The organism is Runella aurantiaca (assembly GCF_003339505.1).
Classification (GTDB): domain Bacteria; phylum Bacteroidota; class Bacteroidia; order Cytophagales; family Spirosomataceae; genus Runella; species Runella aurantiaca.
Map to the genome: position 1 here is coordinate 345,847 of NZ_QPIW01000003.1, position 17,737 is coordinate 363,583.

Consider the following 17,737-nt stretch of genomic DNA (forward strand, 5'->3'; position numbering starts at 1 on the left):
TATTACGAAACTCTTCGTATATGTTTGCTACGAAATTATTCGTAGATTGAATAAATGCTTAACCGCATGACAAAACCATGAAGCCAACCGATTCTGAACTCGAAATTTTGCAGGTGCTTTGGCAAGAAGGCCCCAGCACCGTGCGGCAGGTGAATGAGCGCCTCGCCCAAAACAAAGATGTGGGCTACACCACTACGCTTAAACTGATGCAGATTATGCACGAAAAAGGCCTTTTGACGCGTTTGGAAGAAGCACGGTCGCACGTGTATGCCGCCAATGTCAGCGAAGAAGAAACGCAATCGACCTTACTCGAACGCTTTGTCGACACGGCCTTTCGCGGCTCGGCCAGCAAACTGGTCATGCACGCTTTGGGCAACCACAAAGCCACTCCTGCCGAACTCGACGAAATTCGTAAACTCTTAGACCAAATCGAAAAACAGCCATGAAACTTTTCTCATTATCCTCAGAACCCATTATCGAAGCTTTTGGTTGGATGCTCCTCCACGCCGTTTGGCAGGGGTTTGCCATCGCTTTAGTGGCCGCTGGAATCTTGTTTTTACTACGTCGAAAGGCGAGTTATAGCCGTTATTGGACGGGTATCGGTGCGCTTTCGTTGCAAGTGGCGGCCTCGGTGACCACATTTGCGTTGTATTATCAACCCCTTGTATTGCAGGCGTCTCTTCCTAAAGTAACCCAATTTGCCCAGCCTTTGATGACAAAAGGCTCGCAAGTGATGATTTCCTTGCCTTGGTACAAGCAGACTTTGTGGTTTTTGCAGAGCAATCTGGAGACCATCGTGCTGTTTTGGGTCATTGGCGCATCGGTATTGTTGTTGCGTTTGGTGGGGAGCTGGGTGTATGTACAACAATTGAAGGCAGAAGGGATTCGACTGACCGAATCGGGCATTCAGGAGATGTTTCGTCGAATTGCCACTGCGCTCAACATTCGCTCAACCGTGCACTTGTTTGAGTCGGTACGGGTGAGCACGCCCGTGGTCATTGGCTTTATTCGCCCCGTCGTTTTGCTTCCCGTTGGGCTGGCGACTGGTTTGAGCGTCAAGCAAATTGAGGCGATTTTGGCGCATGAATTGGCCCACGTGAAGCGGTACGACTATTTGGTCAATCTCCTGCAATCGTTGGTTGAAGTGGTATATTTCTTCCATCCCGCGTTGTGGTGGGTGTCGTCGCGGGTGCGTATTGAGCGTGAGCATTGCTGCGACGACGTGGCGATTCAGGTTTGTGGCGACAAAGTAGCCTTTGCCCGGGCGTTGGCCGAAGTGGAAGCGTTTCGTCAGTCACCCGCATTGGCGATGGCCTTTGCTTCCAAAAAAGGAGTGATGTTGCAACGTGTTCGTCGGGTGCTGGGGGTTCCCGAAAAACCGCAGCGCCGAATGAACCCAAATGCGTTGGTATTGCTCGTGCTGTTGGTATTTGGGGTATCGGTGTATGCGTTTCAGCCGCAGGATAAGCCCAAAACTCCCAAAGCCAAGAATATTAGCCATACATCCAAAGACGCAAAAATTGAATTGGATGAGAATGGAAGGCTCACAAAAGTGACGTGGAAACAACGCCCATTAGCCGCGAAGGAAGTGGTTGAATTGCAGAAATTAAAAGAGAAGCTTGACAATGGAGAGATCACGCTTGAAAGCATCACAAATGCGGAGCAAAAAGCCATTTTAGCTCGTCTTACCGATGCAGAAACTGGCCTTCATCAAGGAATGGCGGCCTTGGCAAACGGGCTTTCTCATATTGATTTTGAAAATATAAGCATTACTGATGACCAATTGGAAGCTATATCTGAACAGGCATTGGCCGATGCCCAACCCATTGTTGACGCCATTGCGGTCGCTTTTTCTGATACCATTGATGAACGTAAAATGCAGTATCATCACCGTAGAATGGACAGCCTCAATCGATTGATGGAGCCGCAACACCAAAAAATGGAAGCCCTTCGGTTGGAGATGGAGCAGCACGAATTCAAAACCAGCGAGTTGGAACGAAAAATGGAAGTGTTGGAATGGAAAAAGAACAAGGCTGCCGATGAACGAAACCAAGTGCTCGAAAAACGAAATAAGGTCATGTACCAAGAAGGGCAAAAAGTAAAAAAATCAGCGGCCGAAGTTGAAAAGGAAATCGACGAGTTGGAAAACCAAATCAAGCAGCGCGAAACGCAGATGCAGCAGTTGAATCAACAACTGGGAGAGCTGCGGCAGCAACTGAAAACGGTGCGGAAACCCGTGGAAGAACTTGAGGTGCAAATACAGAAGTTGGAACAAATCAACGAGGAACTGTCGCAGAAAATGGAAATTGAATCAGCCGCGATAGAACTGATGGTGCCGCCCCCACCGCCTCCTGTTGAGCCAGCTCCGCGTGTTCGTACTCAAACACCCAAGGCGGTACGGGCGCCTGCGAGGGTACGACAGCCCGTTGCCCCTGTGACTCCTGCACCCGCCAGAAAAAAATAAAGGTCTGGTAAATTCTTAAAAAACAGTTTTCGGCTTTGAGTGCTTTTGCACTGAATTGCCGGAAACTGTTTTTCTTTTTATGATTTTTGTTCCAAAAAACAGAGATACCAGAGACCGATAGATAAAAAAGGAGAAGGTTTTTTGCGACCGTATTCGAAATGCGTTTATTTTGTGCCTTCATATCCGCTGCTTCATGCCATTTGTTTGATGAAAGTGGCCTTATTTTATGCTTGTGAAGAAGAAATCAACACTATTCAATTTTAAAGACCTCATCGTATATTTTTTGATTGCAGGCACTGGCGCGGCGGTACAATTTGTAGCAGGCAGTTTTTTTCGCAACTACGTTGATTTTTTTACGTCAGTATCGTTGGGCTACATCGTCTCGTTTGTTGTGGGCTTTGTACTCACCAAAATGTTTGCTTTTGATGCCCGAAATACCAACAAAACCCGTCGTGAGATGGTGAAATTCGGTATTGTGGCTTGTATTTCCTTCGGAATTACGGTTGGTTTTGCGGCTTTAACGCTCAAAATTCTGCACTCATCAGATCCCAACGATTATATCTATAAAATCCCGTACGGTATTATTCCCGAAAAATACAAGGATGTCAACGTCACTGAGGCATCATCTACGCTGGTGGGAATGGGATTGAGTTTTGTCAGCAATTACATTCTTCACAAAACCTTTACCTTCAAAAGCACCGGCTTTTATGACCGCGCCAAAGCTGCATTGCATTTAGGTAAAGACTAAGTGTCAGACGGTTGGGGGCACCCAGCCCGTCCGACGCGTGTTTATTTTACTTGCTCCTGCGTCAAAATCGCCATCCACGTTTTTATTCCTCATAAGCGTCAGACGGGCTGGTGCCCCCGTTCAAAACCGTCCGACGCGTGTTTATTTTACTTGCTCCTGCGTCAAAATCGCCATCCACGTTTTTATTCCTTCCACATAATTTCCCAGTCGCAAATTTTCATTGGCGGCGTGCTGATTGTTGTCCATGTTGACCATCGGCACGTGAATAGCGGGCAAATTCAACTCTCTTAAAAACGGTACAATCGGCACGGAGCCGCCCGTCATGCGTATTTTGATGGGTTCTTTGCCAAAAGTGCGCATCATGGCCGCCGTCAGCCAACGGTCGGGGTAAATGCCGAAATCGGTCCGGAAAGGCAGCATTCTGGATTCCCGTTCGGTAAGGGTGACGATTTTAGGGTATTTGAGGCGTTCTTCATCGGTGGGTTTCCGATTCAAAATAACATACCCCATCCCTTCGATGTGTTTTTTTACCAACGAAACGAGGCGGTCGGGGTCGGTTTCGGGAACCAGTCGAAGGTCGATTTCTGCAATGGCCTCTTCTGGTACGATGGTGTTGGCTTTTTCGCCGATGTTGGCACAAACCAACCCTCGAATGTTAAGAGAAGGATACTGCAATGCTTCCTGATAATTAGCCCCCACCTTATCGGGCGCAGCAAAGCCTAATTTTTGCCTAATGTTTTCGGGACTGTCGGGAACCGCCGCCAGAATTTTGCGGGCGTCGGCGTCGATGCTGATGCCGTCATAATAGCCCGGAATCGTCACGCGGCCGTCTTCGTCTTTCATGGAGGCCAGCAACTGTGCCATGCGCAACGCAGGGTTAGGGGCATAATTTCCGTAATGCCCGCTGTGTTGTGGTGTTTTTGGCCCATAAGTGGTCAGCGTAATGGTGGCAATGCCGCGACAGCCGTACGTAAGCGTAGGTTCATTGGAGAGGTGCCGCCCGCCATCCATCACCATCAGAAAATCAGCGGCCAGTTTCTCTTTGTATTTCTTCACGGCTTCGGCCAGGTGCGGCGCACCGATTTCCTCCTCACTGTCTAAGATTACCTTGATGTGGTAGGGTGAGTTGATGCTTTCTTTCTGCATCATGTCCAACGCCGCCAGCAACATCAAAATTGGCCCTTTATCGTCCGAAACGGCCCGGGCAAAGATGCGCCATTCGGGGTCGTAGCCCGTTTGTAGGTTGTCCCAGTCTATCTTTTCCCATTGGCCGTTGGCTCCGCGTTTTTTCAGGACGGGCTTGTAGGGAGATTCTTGTTGCCATTTTTCGGGTTCAACGGGTTGTCCGTCAAAGTGCATGTAAAACAACAAAGTTTTGAGCGGTCCAGTGGTTGGGGTAGCGGGTTTCTTTTCGGCAAAAAAAACAGGGTGTCCGCCCGTTGGCAGTGCTTCGGTACTGAAGCCGCGCTTCTCAAAGGCTGTTCTCAGCCAATCCAAGTTGGGTTGAATTTGCTCTTTGATGTGCGCATTGCTCGGCAAAATCATAAAATCATACAGGTCGGCATAGTAGTTTTTGACGTGTTTTTGGACAATAGATTCCAAGTTGGGCTTGGGTTGAGCCGATGAAAAAAGTGAAATCAGGGAGAATATACAGAGGGATAAAAGTAGTTTTTTCATTAAGTTAGGAGTAGTAAAATGAATAAGAGTAAAAGCTCAGTTTTTAAGATTTAATTCTTCGGTTCTTCGCCAAAGACCCATTTTCCAAACCATTGTAGGTTTTCTTCCATGACCTGCCGCATTTGTTTGGGTTTGGTGATGCCGTGGCCAAAGCCTTTGTAAACCACCATTTTGACGGGGACGTTGTTGTCTTCCAACGCTAATCGCAACTCGTACGCATTGGCAATGGGCACGCGCCGGTCCAGTTCGCCGTGTTGGATGAGTGTCGGTGTTTTGGCGGTTTTGATGTACGAAATGGGGGACGTTTTCTTATAAATCTCGGGGTCATTCCACGGTGTTCCTTTGAGGTATTGCCGCGTAAAAGGCGTAATGTCCGTATTTTGGTAATAGGTGGCCCAATTGGAAATCCCTGCCCCGACCGACGTTGCTTTAAAACGGTCGCTGAAGGTGGTGATGAAAGCCGAGATATAGCCACCCTGACTCCAGCCCATGGCACCTACTTTGTCTTTATCGACCATGCCTTTTCCAATCAGAAAATCCACACCTGAGATGACATCATCATAATCGCCCACGCCCAGATTGCGGACGTTCAATGCCCTGAATGCTTTGCCATAGCCCGCCGAACCACGGTAGTTGGGTCGCAGTACCAGCGCGCCTTTGGTCGTAAAAAGCTCAATAGGATAGTAACGGTCGGCCGTAATGCTCGGCATATCAATGCCCGTTGGGCCACCGTGGATTACGACCAAAAGCGGATATTTCTTGGCGGGGTCATAATTGGCGGGTTTGATCAATACGCCTTCAATCGTGGCGCCGTCGCGCGATTTCCAGCTGACTACTTCTCGGCTCGCCGTTTTGTAGGGTTTGAGTTGGTCACCCATTTGCATCAGGATTTTGGGCGCAAAAGCGGGAATGGTCGAAACCGCAATTTCTCCCATTTGATTGGGCGAAGCCATCACAAAAGCGATTTGTTTGAAGTCTTTCGTGAATGAGAACTGGTTGGCAATGAGGTTGTCAGGTTGCGTGATTTTTGTAAACTTCTTGGTCATTGGGTTTAGTAAAAACAAGTGCGCACTCGTTTTTTGCAAGCCACCAAACCAAATCCCTTCGCTCGACCAATCTAATAAACCAGCGTTTTCGTCAAAACTTTGGCTTAAAACGGTAGGTGTACCTCCTTCGGCTGGTACGCTGGCAATGAGGCGATTGGCATAAAAAAAGAATTCATCTTCGTTGGCCGTTACGAATGCAATCTGCTTTCCATCGGGCGACCAAACGGGGTTATTGTCGGGGCCTTTCATGGAAACAATCTTCCGGGTAGTGGTATCGGCCAACGTAAGTACATAAATATCAGCCGTATGGCTGTTGATTAAGTCAGGATTTTTGGTGGCATCAAACGCGATTTTTGTACCGTCGGGAGAAAAAGAAAAACTACCCACCGAAAAATCCGTTCCTTTGGTCAAGGCTTTGGGCATGGGGAGTTTGGTGGTGGTGTCTGAAACGGGCAGAATGTAGAGATGCGTCATTTTGTAATCCTGCTGCACCACTTCGTAATCGCTGTATTTTTCTACACGCTCTTTAAACGCTTTGGAATCGGGAACGGTGGTGGCAAATACAATGGATTTTCCGTTGGGTGAAAAGTCAAAATACGATACGCCCGTTTCAAATTTGGTGAGTGCTATGGCCTCGCCGCCCTGCGGCTTGATGACGTAAATTTGGCTTTTATCGTCGCGGGTGGAGAGAAAAGCCAGCGTTTTGCCATCAGGCGACCATACCGGGCTGCTGTTTGATTTTTTGGAATTGGTAAGTTGGTATTTTTCACCGGTAGCAGTGTTGGCCAGCCAGATTTCGGTCTCGTAGGCATTTTCTTCCCAATTGGTTTCGGTGACGGTATACGCCACCCAACGGCCATCGGGTGAGATTTTGGGGCTGCCCGCGCTTTTCATCGAAATGGATTGCTGAATGGTGGGGGCTTGGGCAAAGGCCATTGCTCCCACAAGGCAAAACAGGGGTAAAAGGTGTAGTTTCATTGGATGAAGTTTAATTGTCCCTAAAAATAAAGATTTTAAACAGGAAAGGGCCGCAAAATTTTGCAGCCCTTTCGTTTAAATCTAAAATCCAATGTCTTTGGATACACAGACATTGGCGTAGGAGTCGTGGTTATTAACTATGCCCAACGGGAGAGACATTTTCCTGTTCAAATCTATCCGCCAGATTTTTTATGGTCCATCTCTCATTGCCTTATGGACACGTCTTTATCTCCGCTTGAAAAGTACTCGATTTTTCTGCTGCGAAGCCCGGGAGTAAGGTGATGGCGTTTCCCGCTTCATAGACGACGTTGGCACTGGGCGAAAAAGTGACGTGGCCTACTTTCTTGTCGGAAGTAAGGGTCGTGACGGCCTTGAACCGTTCTTTGCCTGTGATTACATCGTAACCTACCGCAACGGTATTGGTCGCCACCACAATGGTAAAGGTCCCCGAGCCGCCCGTGCTGCAATTCGCCGAATAGGAGGTGGTAACGGCAGGACTAAAACTTACCGAAGACCCAGTTTGTGGACTCGGCCCGCCCAACCAGGTCAGCGTGCCTGTGCAGCCACTCGCGCTCATGGTGATGGATGTGCCCGGACAAATAGCGGGTGTTTCGGGCGTAATGGTAATGACATTGGAGATGGTGCAATTTTGTGTATCTCCTGAGATGCTCCAACCCTTGCCTCCCGAATTTCTACCTGATACCATTTTGATTGGCTCTGCCCGGGTTAATTGAATGGGGGCTTCCCCAGTAATTGTACCCGTAGCTGGAAAGACTCCATTTTGTGACGAGAGCGTCAGAATCGCCATTTCACCCGCATTGATGGTGGGAGCTTTTGCAATCGCAACTATTGGAAGCGAACATTGATTCGTAATGTTGGTAAATGTCCCGTTTACTTCTTCAGTCAGCGTCCGACCTGGTTCCTCCACCGTTGGGGAGGCATAAGCACGGGTTATGACGGTATTGGGCAGTGAACGGGACGCACCGATTGGCAGAAAAAACAAGTCATAGCATTTGGAAGTATTTGTTTCAGTCAATGCAAATTTGACGTCAGCGACTGAAATCCAAGAAGCCCCCACGGTAGTTCCGCTCCCTTGCTCTCCTCTGTACAAGATATTCAGCGTAAATACAGAGGTGTCTGCCCCAACATCTGTCAATGAAGTTATACTAAAGTAATCTCCTGAAGAAAAGTTATTTCGACTTTTAATAGACGGGTTTGCGAGCTGCGCACTTTTATAGAAAATTCTCAAATTGGCATTTCCCATTACAAATGCACTGTCGGGGGCCTGAATTTCTACGCTGACAATGGCACTATCGCAAGCGATTACTTTGGGGACAAGTCGCAACTTAAAACTTGTCTGGGCAAACGCTCCCGTTGCGTAAAAGAGTACTATCCCAACAAAAATTAGCCCACTACCAATGACTGGACTTTTCATGACAGTATGTGTTTATAACTATCTAATTTCATTAAGACTCTATGATGGGTGATTGCACATCATAGAGTCTTTTTTTATTTTTTTGTAACTATGGATTTTACACGTACACTGTCAAGAACGTTTTTGAAGGTCAGTGAAGACACAGACCACGGATAATAAAAATAAAGATTTTAAACAGGAAAGGGCCGCAAAATTTTGCAGCCCTTTCATTTACCTATTTTGTAAGAGACAACCTAACCCTACTTCGCTAACGTATTCACGATCTGCCGCATGGCTTCGGAGGGAATGATGAAGTTGAAGTTTCCCCAGAATACCTCATCATATTTAGGAATGACTTGCGGAGAAAAGTTCTCGGTATCAATCAATACGTCCGTTTCGGGGATGCGCATCCCGTTGCTTTTCTGAATTTCGGTGGTGACAAATTGCAGTTTTATGCTTCCCAATGTTTGGACTTTATTCTGCTCAAACTGTGTATCCAGCAGCATTCTGTAATCTTGCAAATACCATTTTCCCGCAAAAGGCTTGTAATTGATGCAGGTATAGACGCGTTTGGCTTCTCGTTTGGTTTTGCCGAAAACCTTGTCAGACGTGCTCGTTTTGAGTACATCTTTGACCCCTTCAGCGGTAAAATCATATTCAATTTGAATGATGGCCGAATCGGCGGCGTTGATACTGATGCTGCCCGTGCGAGCCGCTTTGATGCCTGCGCTAACGGGTCGAAAAAGTACCCGGTATACCTGCTTATCGAGATAATAGGCGATGGTATCATCCAGTTCGTATACATAATCGTACAGGTTTTTACCGTCGAGGTATTCGGGAATACCCACGTCAATCGAATGCGTCACAATCGTGGCACCGTTTGGGAATGAATATCCTTCGAGCGTTTTTGAACGATTATCGCTCAAAAACTGGCGTCCTCTCAGGGCTTTTACTTTTTCTGGAACCAAAATCTTGGGGCGGGGGTCTTTTTCAGATTGCAGCACCGCCTCTCGAATGTCGACGTATTCGCCGTTTTGTTGGAGAGATTCGCGGTAAAACCCATTTAGTAAATAAGGCGTTTGGGGATTGTTTTTCTTTATTTTTCCCAACGCATCCGATACCAGATTTCGTGCTTCAAAAGTCTTGATGAAAGAGCTGTCTACGAGCCGTGGAGTGGCGGGTTCGAGTTCTATCACCACGTCTTTTTGGTTCAGGGTATAGGCCGAGGCTTTTTGTCGAAAAGGTTTGTAACCAATCACGGCTACTACCACCGCAGAGTCGATGGCAATGCGTGGAAAACGGTAAAAAAATTGGCCATCCTCGTTGGTCAGTGTTCCAGTACTTTTGCTCATCATGCCCACGTAAGCGTGCGAAATGGGCTTTTGGGTCGATTTGTCAACGACTTTTCCCGAAAGCAGCAAGTAGCCTTGTGCCTGTGCAGAGGTTGAAGTGAGCCACTGAAAAACGGCAAAAAAAAGTATGGTGTAGAAAGAAAGACGCATCAGTTCAACTTAGTTAATGAAGATTTTTGTCGCAATAATCACGCCAATTCCCCCATCGTATAACATCTCCGGCAGCGCGCTTCGTAGGAATCGGTTTCGCCCAAGAGAATTTTATCTTGAGAAGTGACTTTTCGGTATGAATATTGCGCTACTTCTCCACAGACGACACATACCGCGTGGACTTTGGTAACGTACTCGGCAATAGACATCAACAGCGGCATAGGCCCGAAAGGTTTGCCCGCAAAATCCATGTCTAAGCCCGCCACAATGACGCGTTTGCCGCTGCCGGCAAGTTTGTTGCAGACCTCCACGAGATTGTTGTCTAAAAATTGGGCTTCGTCGATACCCACCACGTCGCAATCACCGGCGAAGAGTAAAATCTCCTCGGAGGTGTTAACGGGGGTCGAACGAATCGAATTTTCGTTGTGAGAAACAATGTCGAGGTCGTGGTAACGTTTATCAATGGCGGGTTTAAAGATTTCCACTTTTTGGCGCGCTATCTTTGCCCGGTTGAGCCGACGAATGAGTTCTTCGGTTTTTCCCGAAAACATAGAGCCGCAAACGACCTCCACCCACCCAATGCGAGGCTGCGAATGTTTAGTATTGTGATTGGGTTCGATGAACATTACAATAAATAATAGCCGTGATACTTGAACCGTTATTTGTTTTATTTTTATCGAAAATTTTTCGAATAATGGATAGCAGAAACCGGCTTTGAAAAACTACTTTTACAAAACAAACGATTTTTAGGATGCTTCACAAGTTTAATGTTTCGGCCCTCAATGACTATAGTCAGCAGTTTGCCCATAAAGTTTGCGACGATTTTTTTGCGCATAATTCCGTCGCATCAGGTCAGCATATCCTGAACTTAACGGCAATTCCACAAGTGAATTTGTTTATTATCAGTAGTTTATACGATAAGTGGAAAGCCGATGCGGAAGCGTTTAAAAGCCCATTTTTTGACTTTGAAAGCAGCGAGGTAAAAGAAGCGCTCAAGCAGTTTATGAATGTGGTGTCGCGCAAGATTTCGGTAAAAAGAGAGCAGCTTGAGCCTGTTTTGGTGGAAGCCACCAAAGATACGTTGGTGCTCTTGATTGACCCCAACAGTTATTTCAACGAAATTTTTCGCAATCAGCCCAATTTTACCGTCACCGCTGATACGATTCAGCAACTGCGTAAGTACATTCGATTCAATAAGTTTGTGCCCCAGTCCATCGCAGAAGCAATGGCCGATCGGGCGTTTGTGTACGTCAATCAGGCCATTGAATGGTCGGAGCAAGCCATTGCGCAACGCACCGCCGAACTAGATTCTATTGACCAATGGGTGGCGGTGTTTTCTGAAAAAGCCGCGTTGGATGCTTCGTCACTGTTGAAAAAGACGAATCGTCCTGAACCAATTGTGATTCCAGGAGAGCCGCAGGCCGACCAATCGTTTTTTGATACGCTGGTAGAGGAGTCAGTGGCCAATCCCGTCAAATTGACCGAGCCGGAGCCTCCACGCCCTGTGGATGTCTACGTCCCTCCCGTACCCGCTTTTACGCCCCCCGCCATGCCTCCCATGCCGCCTACCCTCCACGAAACCGTGGGTGGAAATGGAAACGCCGCCAAGGAGTCGCTAAACGAGCGTTTCAGAACCGAGCAAGCGTCGATTTCAAGCAACTATCAAAAGCAGCCGATTGCGAGCATTTCGCAAAATATACCGCTTCACCAGAAGTTTATGTTTATTCACCAATTGTTTGGAGGAAGCAACAGCGCCTACGAAAATGCCATTACCGAATTGGAACAAGCGCCTGATTTTCAAACCGCACGCGGCCTGATTACCTACAAATTTGCCTCTCAGCATCTATGGGACATGACGGGTGATACCGTTGGCGAATTGTTAGAAATTGTAAAACGACGTTTTGGGCAATAATCGCTCTTTCTTCATTTTAGTTGGGAGTTTCTGCGTTTCTAAGTTTCTTTGTATTTAATAACCGAACCGCAGAAACTCTTACATACCGCGCCCGATGATTGCTTGCCACAACCTAACGTTTTCGTATTCTCCCCAAAAGCATTTTTCTTTTCCTGATATTGTTTGTAACGACCGCGAAGCGCTCTTGATTTTGGGTCAATCGGGCAAGGGAAAAACGACGTTGTTGCATTTAATGGCCTTATTGTTGCGCCCTGAAGGTGGTCAAGTTTTTATCAACAATCAAGATATTACGCCTCTTTCGGTAGCCGAAGCGGCGGCGGTACGCGCAAGTCAAATCGGTATTATCTACCAACGTCCGCATTTTGTTAGCTCGCTCAACGTGATGGATAATGTGCTTCTTTCGAGTTATTTAGCCCAAAAACCGCAAGATAAAGCGCGGGTAAAACAGCTTGCGGAGCAATTGGGTTTTGCCGATCATCTGTCCAAAAAAACCAATCAATTGAGTCAGGGAGAGCAACAACGCGTCAGTATCGCCCGGGCGTTGATGAACAACCCAGCGGTCATTTTGGCCGATGAGCCTACCTCCAGCCTCGACGACATCAATTGCGATAAAGTAATCGAACTTCTGAAGAATCAATCCGAGCAAATCGGCGCCAGTCTCGTCGTCGTAACGCACGACCAACGCCTCAAAGATGCCTTTGCGAAGCAGGTGAAGTTGTAGTAGCTACTGATATCGAAGAAAAATAATCCTTAAAATTTAGGACACGATAGCTGTTTGTCTTTCTTTGAGCGACGATGACGGGGCGAAGGCTCGAAATCAAAGGTGTAAGCCATCGAGATTTCGTGCGAACCACCACTCGGCAATCCCAACGACGAAATCGTAATGTCGTAGCTGTAACCAAACGAAAACTTATCTTGGCGATACCCAATCAGTGCGATGAGCGATTCGCGGTTGGTGATGTTGTCAACGTATTTCTTAATGGGCAGCCCACGGTACCAAAGCCCCAATACGATAGGAGAATAGGTAAGATACACCCCCAAATCTAACTGGTCGTATTTGCCCTGAAATTTATAGTTAATAGCGGGTGAAATGCTCATTTCGCGGCTCCATTCATCGCCCAAACCAGTATAGCCCCCAAACGGAATGACTAAGCCCGCGTGAATACTTCCTTTGATGGGCAGACGCGTACCATCGGCTATCTGAAAAAATCCCTGCTCTGGACGATTGAGGTGGTGCGCTGATACTCCTACCCAATAACGGTCAGAATAAAGCAATAATCCCGTGGCGAAACTCATGTATCCAATCGTAGGCGTTCCGTTGGCGGCGAGGGGGTCAGCGGTAGGGTTTCCCGTAAAACCACGGTTGGTGTATTGGTCACCAAAAGTCAATTCGCGTAGGTCGGCGCGGCGATTGGCGTAGGTTCCCTGCAATCCCATGCGTAGGGCGGTTGTTTCATTGAATTTAAGTTGATAGGCATATTGGGCCGATATTTCGGAAGTTCTCAAATTGCCCGTTCCCTGACTGTCGTTAACAAACATCAAGCCCACACCGCTATTGACTCCTGAGAAGTAATGGTCAACGGCAAACGAAGTGGTAACGTAGTTGGCGGCTAGGCCGGGCCATTGGTTACGGTAGTTCATCATAACGCGCGGTGCCAAAGCCCCACCAGCAAAGGCAGGGTTAAGATACAAGGGGTTCGCGTAGAATTGCGAAAATTGAGGGTCTTGCGCTTGCGCAACCCAAAAAGATATACCTAACAGCAGGGTTAAAAGAAGTCTTCTCGTCATGATACCAAAGCTACCGCAAACATTTTGCCAAATTAATCATTAAATCTCCGAGAATTTAACGGATTTTTCAAGCAAATGTTATTTAGGTTTAAAAAAAGGCCCTTGAAAAGATAGAATGCAACTTTTAGGGAGGTTTAGATTGGGAGATATTAGTGAGTTTTATGCGCAAAGATGGCAAAATAGAGCAATTCTGTTCATTATATTGTAGACTAAAAAACGGAAGAAAATTCTAGTTTCGGTTTTGACAAGAGGTCGAGAAAGTGCTACATTTGATATAATATTAATAATATTATTAAACTTGAATCGAAATGACTCAAACAGAGTTTATAAGGACATTCAATGCTTTTCCTACGAAGGATAGGCTTGCTATTGCCAAAAAAATTCAATTACAGATGGCCGATGAGCTTTTTGATGAATTAGATGCTGAACTGCCAGATGTGGAGATTTCAATGTCTGAAATTCAAAAAGAGATAAAAGCCTTCCGTAATGCCCAAAAGAAAAAAAATTAATGTGGTGGTTGATGCAAATTGGTACATATCAGCTTGCATTAATAGAAACTCCCGAAGAACACTTTACTATACGGTTTTAAAAAATACTCATTTGCAGATTTACTACTCGGCCGAACTGCTCCAAGAATTTGAGGGAGTAATTACTCGAAAAAAGTTCTCAAAAATTATCGCTCCCAATCAGATTATCAGGTTTATGTCACTGGCTATGCTATTTCTGAAGGAGGTGTCAATTTTAACAAAGCCTACTTTAGTAAGAGATTCCAAAGATGATTACTTGCTAGGCATTTGTGAAAGTTGTAATGCCGATTTCTTAGTTACTGGTGATGCCGATTTGTTAAGTTTAGAAACGTACAATAATACAACGATAGTTACTATGGGGCAGTTTGTGAACCTGCTTAACTTAATGTAAAATCATTAAATGAAAAACGCCCATAAAACAGTTGATTAATCAGCTGTTTTATGGGCGTTTTAGTTATTTCCTAAAATGTTTCTTACTCCACTACCGTCGAAGTTGTACTTGTTTTTTCGTTTTCTGTACGTTTTTGCTTGCCCATGCTGATTTTTTCAATCAGGACAAACAGTACGGGTACTACAAAAATAGCCAGCGAGGTAGCGGCCAACATTCCCCCAAATACCGTCCAACCGATGGTCTTGCGTGATTCGGCAGCGGCACCGCTGGCAAACGCCAATGGCAACACACCCAAAATAAATGCCAACGAAGTCATGATGATGGGGCGAAGGCGCAATTGTACGGCTTCAAGCGTAGCTTTGACCAATTCCATGCCGCCGTCTACGCGCTCTTTGGCAAATTCTACAATCAAAATGGCATTTTTAGCGGCCAATCCAATCAGCGTAATCAACCCGATTTGGGCGTAGATGTTGTTGGATAAGTTGGGTAAAAACGTCAGCGTCAAAATAGAACCGAAGGCCCCGATGGGAACGGCAAAAAGCACCGAAAATGGAATGGACCAGCTTTCGTACAAGGCCGCCAGAAACAAAAAGACAAAGACGATAGAAATGGCAAAAATGGTCGTGGTGCTGTCGCCTGCCTTGATTTCTTCGCTGCTCATGCCCGAAAATTCATAGCCATATCCAGCGGGAAGGGTTTGGGCGGCTACTTCCCGCAGCGCCGTAATCGCTTGTCCACTGCTGAAGCCAGGTTTGGGCGTCCCGTTGATTTCGACCGAACGATAAATGTTATAGTGCGAAATCAAAGCGGGGTTTTCAACCACTTGTGTCGTGACCAAAGCACTCAGCGGAATCATGTTTCCTTCGCGGTTGCGCACGTAAAATTTCTCAATTTTATCCAACGACGAGCGGAAACTGCTGTCGGCCTGTACCACCACGCGGAAGTTTCGCCCGTAAAGGTTAAAGTCGTTGACGTAGTTACTTCCCAACATGGCCGACAATGAACTGAATACCTCTGAAACCGATACGCCCAGTTTTTTGGTTTTTTCGCGGTCTACGTCAATTTTATAGCTGGGAGTTCGGGTGTTAAAAAAGGTAAAGGCCGCGCCGATTTCGGGGCGTTTGGTAAGCGCTCCCAGAAAATTACGGGCTACGCCCTCAAATTGCTGAATATTATCGGTGCTGGTGGTTTGCTGTATCTGAAACGTAAATCCAGACGTGGCACCCAAGCCCGGAATAGCGGGTGGTGCAATGGCCAAAACGCGCGCTTCGCGGATGTCGGCGGTGCGTTTTTGGATCTCTTTGATGACACTCTGCACGTGGTGCTCGGCACCTTTGCGCTCTGCCCAAGGGTGCAGGTTAATAAATAGCGTACCAACGTTGGATTTGTTGGAGAAACTGAGCACGTTCAACCCCGCTAAACCACCCACGACCCGTACTTCGGGAATGGATTCTACACGGGTCATGATTTCCTTAATCATCGCAATGTTGCGCGTGGTAGAAGTTGCTTCCTGCATTTCATACGTCACAAAAAGGCGTCCTTCGTCTTCAACGGGGATAAAACCCGTTGGTTTATTTTTGAACAGGAAAAACAATCCTACAAACAAACACACCATCATCACCATCACGTAGGGCGTACCTTTGATCCACTTTGCCACGCCGCTGGTGTAGGAAACCGACAAGCGCTCGAACCATTTGTTGAATCGGTCGAAGAATTTCTCCATTAAATTCTTCTTATCGCCCGCTCCTTTGGAAGGGCGAAGCATGGTAGAACACAACGCCGGCGTCAGCGAAAGCGCTACGAAAGCCGACAACAGCACCGAAACGGCAATCGTAATGGCAAACTGCTGGTACAGACGCCCCACGATGCCCGGCACAAAACTCACGGGCACAAACACCGCCGCCAAAATCAAGGCAATGGCAATCACGGGGCCAGAAATTTCTTTCATGGCCTTGGCGGTCGCTTCTTTGGGCGAGAGTTTTTCGTGGTCAATGTTGTGCTGAACGGCTTCTACGACCACAATGGCGTCGTCGACGACGATACCGATGGCCAACACGAAAGCAAAAAGCGTGAGGGTATTGATGGTAAATCCAAACGGGATAAAAAAGATGAACGTACCGATGAGTGAGACAGGAATGGCCAGAATCGGAATCAACGTGGCGCGCCAGTTTTGCAGGAACAAAAACACCACGATAATCACCAAAATCATGGCTTCGCCAAAGGTCTTTAATACTTCACTAATAGAAACCCGCACCACAGTAGCAGTTTCGGTCGGCATGACGTAGTCGATGTCTTTCGGAAACGTCTTTTTCATGGTTTCGAGGGCGTTTACTACTCCGTCGTAGGTTTCGAGGGCGTTGGCACCGGGCGCCTGATAAATCAGAATAAATGCCGCAGGTTTTCCGTTGACAAAGGCATTTACCCCATAATCAAACTTTCCGAGCTCAACCCGCGCCACGTCGCGCAGGTACACCACGCGCCCTTCGGCAGGCGAGGAGCGCACCACGATGTCTTCAAATTGTTCTTTTGTGTTTAAACGACTGTTGGTCAGTATACTGTATTCAAATGTCTGGGTGTTGGGCTGCGGATTTCCACCCACGGTTCCCGCCGCAATCTGAAGATTTTGCTCCGAAAGTGCCGCCGAAATATCCGCGGGCGTCATTTTGAGGCTGGCGAGTTTGTCGGGATTTAACCAGATACGCATTCCGAAATCATCGGCGCGCGATACAATATCGCCCACTCCTTTGACCCGTTGGAGGGCATCTTTTAGGTAAATATTGGCGTAGTTTCCGATAAACTGCGCATCGTGCGTGCCTTTGGGCGAATAAAGCGCCAATACCACCATGATGCTCGGCTGACGTTTTCGGACCGTAACCCCCAAACGTTTGACTGCATCGGGCAGAGAAGGCTCGGCTACGCTGACGCGGTTTTGCACGTCGAGTGCCGCAATGTTGACGTCGGTGCCCACCTCAAATACCACGTTGACGCCGCTTTGCCCGCTGCTCGTACTGGTACTCGACATATAACTCATGCCCGGCACGCCGTTGACTTGGGTTTCGATGGCGGTGGTGGTGGTTTGTTCTACCGTTTGCGCATCGGCTCCGATAAAGTTCCCCGAAATCGTCACGGTAGGAGGGGTCACATCTGGATACTGCGCAATGGGCAGGGTAGATAAAGCAATGAGTCCTACCAACACAATCACAATCGACGAGACGATGGCGGTAATGGGCCTTTTGATGAAAATATCTGCAATCATTTGGAGAGATTTTGTATTTGCGATTGTTGATTTC

14 protein-coding genes are annotated in these 17,737 nt (G+C 47.2%); 7 read left to right on the forward strand and 7 right to left on the reverse strand.

The annotated features are described in order from the left end of the window. The first annotated feature begins 77 nt into the window (after positions 1–77). From DVG78_RS06750 to DVG78_RS06760, 3 genes are all read left to right on the forward strand, one after another. Complete coding sequence (locus DVG78_RS06750) at positions 78–446, forward strand: BlaI/MecI/CopY family transcriptional regulator (protein WP_114460297.1); 369 nt, start codon at positions 78–80, stop codon at positions 444–446. Next, the gene (locus DVG78_RS06755) at positions 443–2,464 is read left to right on the forward strand and encodes a M56 family metallopeptidase (protein ID WP_114460299.1); all 2,022 of its coding nucleotides are present in this window, start codon (positions 443–445) and stop codon (positions 2,462–2,464) included. The genes DVG78_RS06750 and DVG78_RS06755 overlap by 4 nt, the downstream gene beginning before the upstream one ends. A 226-nt stretch (positions 2,465–2,690) precedes the next feature. Next, positions 2,691–3,212: a GtrA family protein gene (locus tag DVG78_RS06760; RefSeq protein WP_114460300.1), complete on the forward strand. Its 522-nt coding sequence runs from the start codon at positions 2,691–2,693 to the stop codon at positions 3,210–3,212. 141 nt (positions 3,213–3,353) lie between these two features. Here DVG78_RS06760 and DVG78_RS06765 read toward each other — a convergent pair whose 3' ends face one another. The 5 genes from DVG78_RS06765 to DVG78_RS06785 form a co-directional block, all read right to left on the reverse strand. Continuing rightward, complete coding sequence (locus DVG78_RS06765) at positions 3,354–4,889, reverse strand: M20/M25/M40 family metallo-hydrolase (protein ID WP_114460302.1); 1,536 nt, start codon at positions 4,887–4,889, stop codon at positions 3,354–3,356. A gap of 50 nt (positions 4,890–4,939) precedes the next feature. Beyond that, positions 4,940–6,913, reverse strand: coding sequence for a S9 family peptidase (locus DVG78_RS06770; protein ID WP_114460304.1), 1,974 nt, complete (start codon positions 6,911–6,913; stop codon positions 4,940–4,942). A 211-nt stretch (positions 6,914–7,124) separates the two neighbouring features. Beyond that, the gene (locus DVG78_RS06775) at positions 7,125–8,348 is read right to left on the reverse strand and encodes a 3-coathanger stack domain-containing protein (protein ID WP_114460305.1); all 1,224 of its coding nucleotides are present in this window, start codon (positions 8,346–8,348) and stop codon (positions 7,125–7,127) included. A 239-nt stretch (positions 8,349–8,587) separates the two neighbouring features. After that, positions 8,588–9,829, reverse strand: coding sequence for a carboxypeptidase-like regulatory domain-containing protein (locus tag DVG78_RS06780; RefSeq protein ID WP_114460307.1), 1,242 nt, complete (start codon positions 9,827–9,829; stop codon positions 8,588–8,590). 38 nt (positions 9,830–9,867) lie between these two features. Further along, entirely contained in the window at positions 9,868–10,455 is a 588-nt protein-coding gene (locus tag DVG78_RS06785; RefSeq protein ID WP_114460309.1) for a thymidine kinase, read from the reverse strand. A 125-nt stretch (positions 10,456–10,580) separates the two neighbouring features. Between DVG78_RS06785 and DVG78_RS06790 the strand changes: the two genes are divergently transcribed. Beyond that, positions 10,581–11,741 (forward strand): DUF8457 domain-containing protein, encoded by a 1,161-nt coding sequence (locus DVG78_RS06790; protein ID WP_114460311.1) that lies wholly within the window; start codon positions 10,581–10,583, stop codon positions 11,739–11,741. A gap of 94 nt (positions 11,742–11,835) precedes the next feature. Beyond that, positions 11,836–12,462 (forward strand): ABC transporter ATP-binding protein, encoded by a 627-nt coding sequence (locus DVG78_RS06795; protein WP_114460312.1) that lies wholly within the window; start codon positions 11,836–11,838, stop codon positions 12,460–12,462. A gap of 29 nt (positions 12,463–12,491) precedes the next feature. On the opposite strand, the gene DVG78_RS06800 is transcribed toward DVG78_RS06795, so the two are convergent. Continuing rightward, the gene (locus DVG78_RS06800) at positions 12,492–13,529 is read right to left on the reverse strand and encodes a PorP/SprF family type IX secretion system membrane protein (protein WP_114067499.1); all 1,038 of its coding nucleotides are present in this window, start codon (positions 13,527–13,529) and stop codon (positions 12,492–12,494) included. Between the two features lie 308 nt (positions 13,530–13,837). Here DVG78_RS06800 and DVG78_RS06805 point away from each other — a divergent pair, with 308 nt between their 5' ends. Together DVG78_RS06805 and DVG78_RS06810 are read left to right on the forward strand one after the other, a co-directional pair. After that, positions 13,838–14,038: a hypothetical protein gene (locus tag DVG78_RS06805; protein ID WP_114460314.1), complete on the forward strand. Its 201-nt coding sequence runs from the start codon at positions 13,838–13,840 to the stop codon at positions 14,036–14,038. Continuing rightward, positions 14,016–14,447, forward strand: a complete 432-nt coding sequence (locus DVG78_RS06810; RefSeq protein WP_114460316.1) for a putative toxin-antitoxin system toxin component, PIN family — start codon at positions 14,016–14,018, stop codon at positions 14,445–14,447. Before DVG78_RS06805 ends, DVG78_RS06810 begins: the two co-directional genes overlap by 23 nt. A gap of 82 nt (positions 14,448–14,529) precedes the next feature. Here the strand turns inward: DVG78_RS06810 and DVG78_RS06815 are convergent, their stop codons facing one another. After that, positions 14,530–17,703 (reverse strand): efflux RND transporter permease subunit, encoded by a 3,174-nt coding sequence (locus DVG78_RS06815; protein WP_114460318.1) that lies wholly within the window; start codon positions 17,701–17,703, stop codon positions 14,530–14,532. Positions 17,704–17,737: the final 34 nt, after the last annotated feature.

Coding starts and splice junctions, on each gene's coding strand:
- DVG78_RS06765 (WP_114460302.1), bottom strand. CDS start 4,889: ATGAAAAAACTACTTTTATCCCTCTGTATATTCTCCCTGATTTCACTT.
- DVG78_RS06760 (WP_114460300.1), top strand. CDS start 2,691: ATGCTTGTGAAGAAGAAATCAACACTATTCAATTTTAAAGACCTCATC.
- DVG78_RS06800 (WP_114067499.1), bottom strand. CDS start 13,529: ATGACGAGAAGACTTCTTTTAACCCTGCTGTTAGGTATATCTTTTTGG.
- DVG78_RS06790 (WP_114460311.1), top strand. CDS start 10,581: ATGCTTCACAAGTTTAATGTTTCGGCCCTCAATGACTATAGTCAGCAG.
- DVG78_RS06780 (WP_114460307.1), bottom strand. CDS start 9,829: ATGCGTCTTTCTTTCTACACCATACTTTTTTTTGCCGTTTTTCAGTGG.
- DVG78_RS06785 (WP_114460309.1), bottom strand. CDS start 10,455: ATGTTCATCGAACCCAATCACAATACTAAACATTCGCAGCCTCGCATT.
- DVG78_RS06815 (WP_114460318.1), bottom strand. CDS start 17,703: ATGATTGCAGATATTTTCATCAAAAGGCCCATTACCGCCATCGTCTCG.
- DVG78_RS06750 (WP_114460297.1), top strand. CDS start 78: ATGAAGCCAACCGATTCTGAACTCGAAATTTTGCAGGTGCTTTGGCAA.
- DVG78_RS06795 (WP_114460312.1), top strand. CDS start 11,836: ATGATTGCTTGCCACAACCTAACGTTTTCGTATTCTCCCCAAAAGCAT.
- DVG78_RS06755 (WP_114460299.1), top strand. CDS start 443: ATGAAACTTTTCTCATTATCCTCAGAACCCATTATCGAAGCTTTTGGT.
- DVG78_RS06775 (WP_114460305.1), bottom strand. CDS start 8,348: ATGAAAAGTCCAGTCATTGGTAGTGGGCTAATTTTTGTTGGGATAGTA.
- DVG78_RS06810 (WP_114460316.1), top strand. CDS start 14,016: ATGCCCAAAAGAAAAAAAATTAATGTGGTGGTTGATGCAAATTGGTAC.
- DVG78_RS06805 (WP_114460314.1), top strand. CDS start 13,838: ATGACTCAAACAGAGTTTATAAGGACATTCAATGCTTTTCCTACGAAG.
- DVG78_RS06770 (WP_114460304.1), bottom strand. CDS start 6,913: ATGAAACTACACCTTTTACCCCTGTTTTGCCTTGTGGGAGCAATGGCC.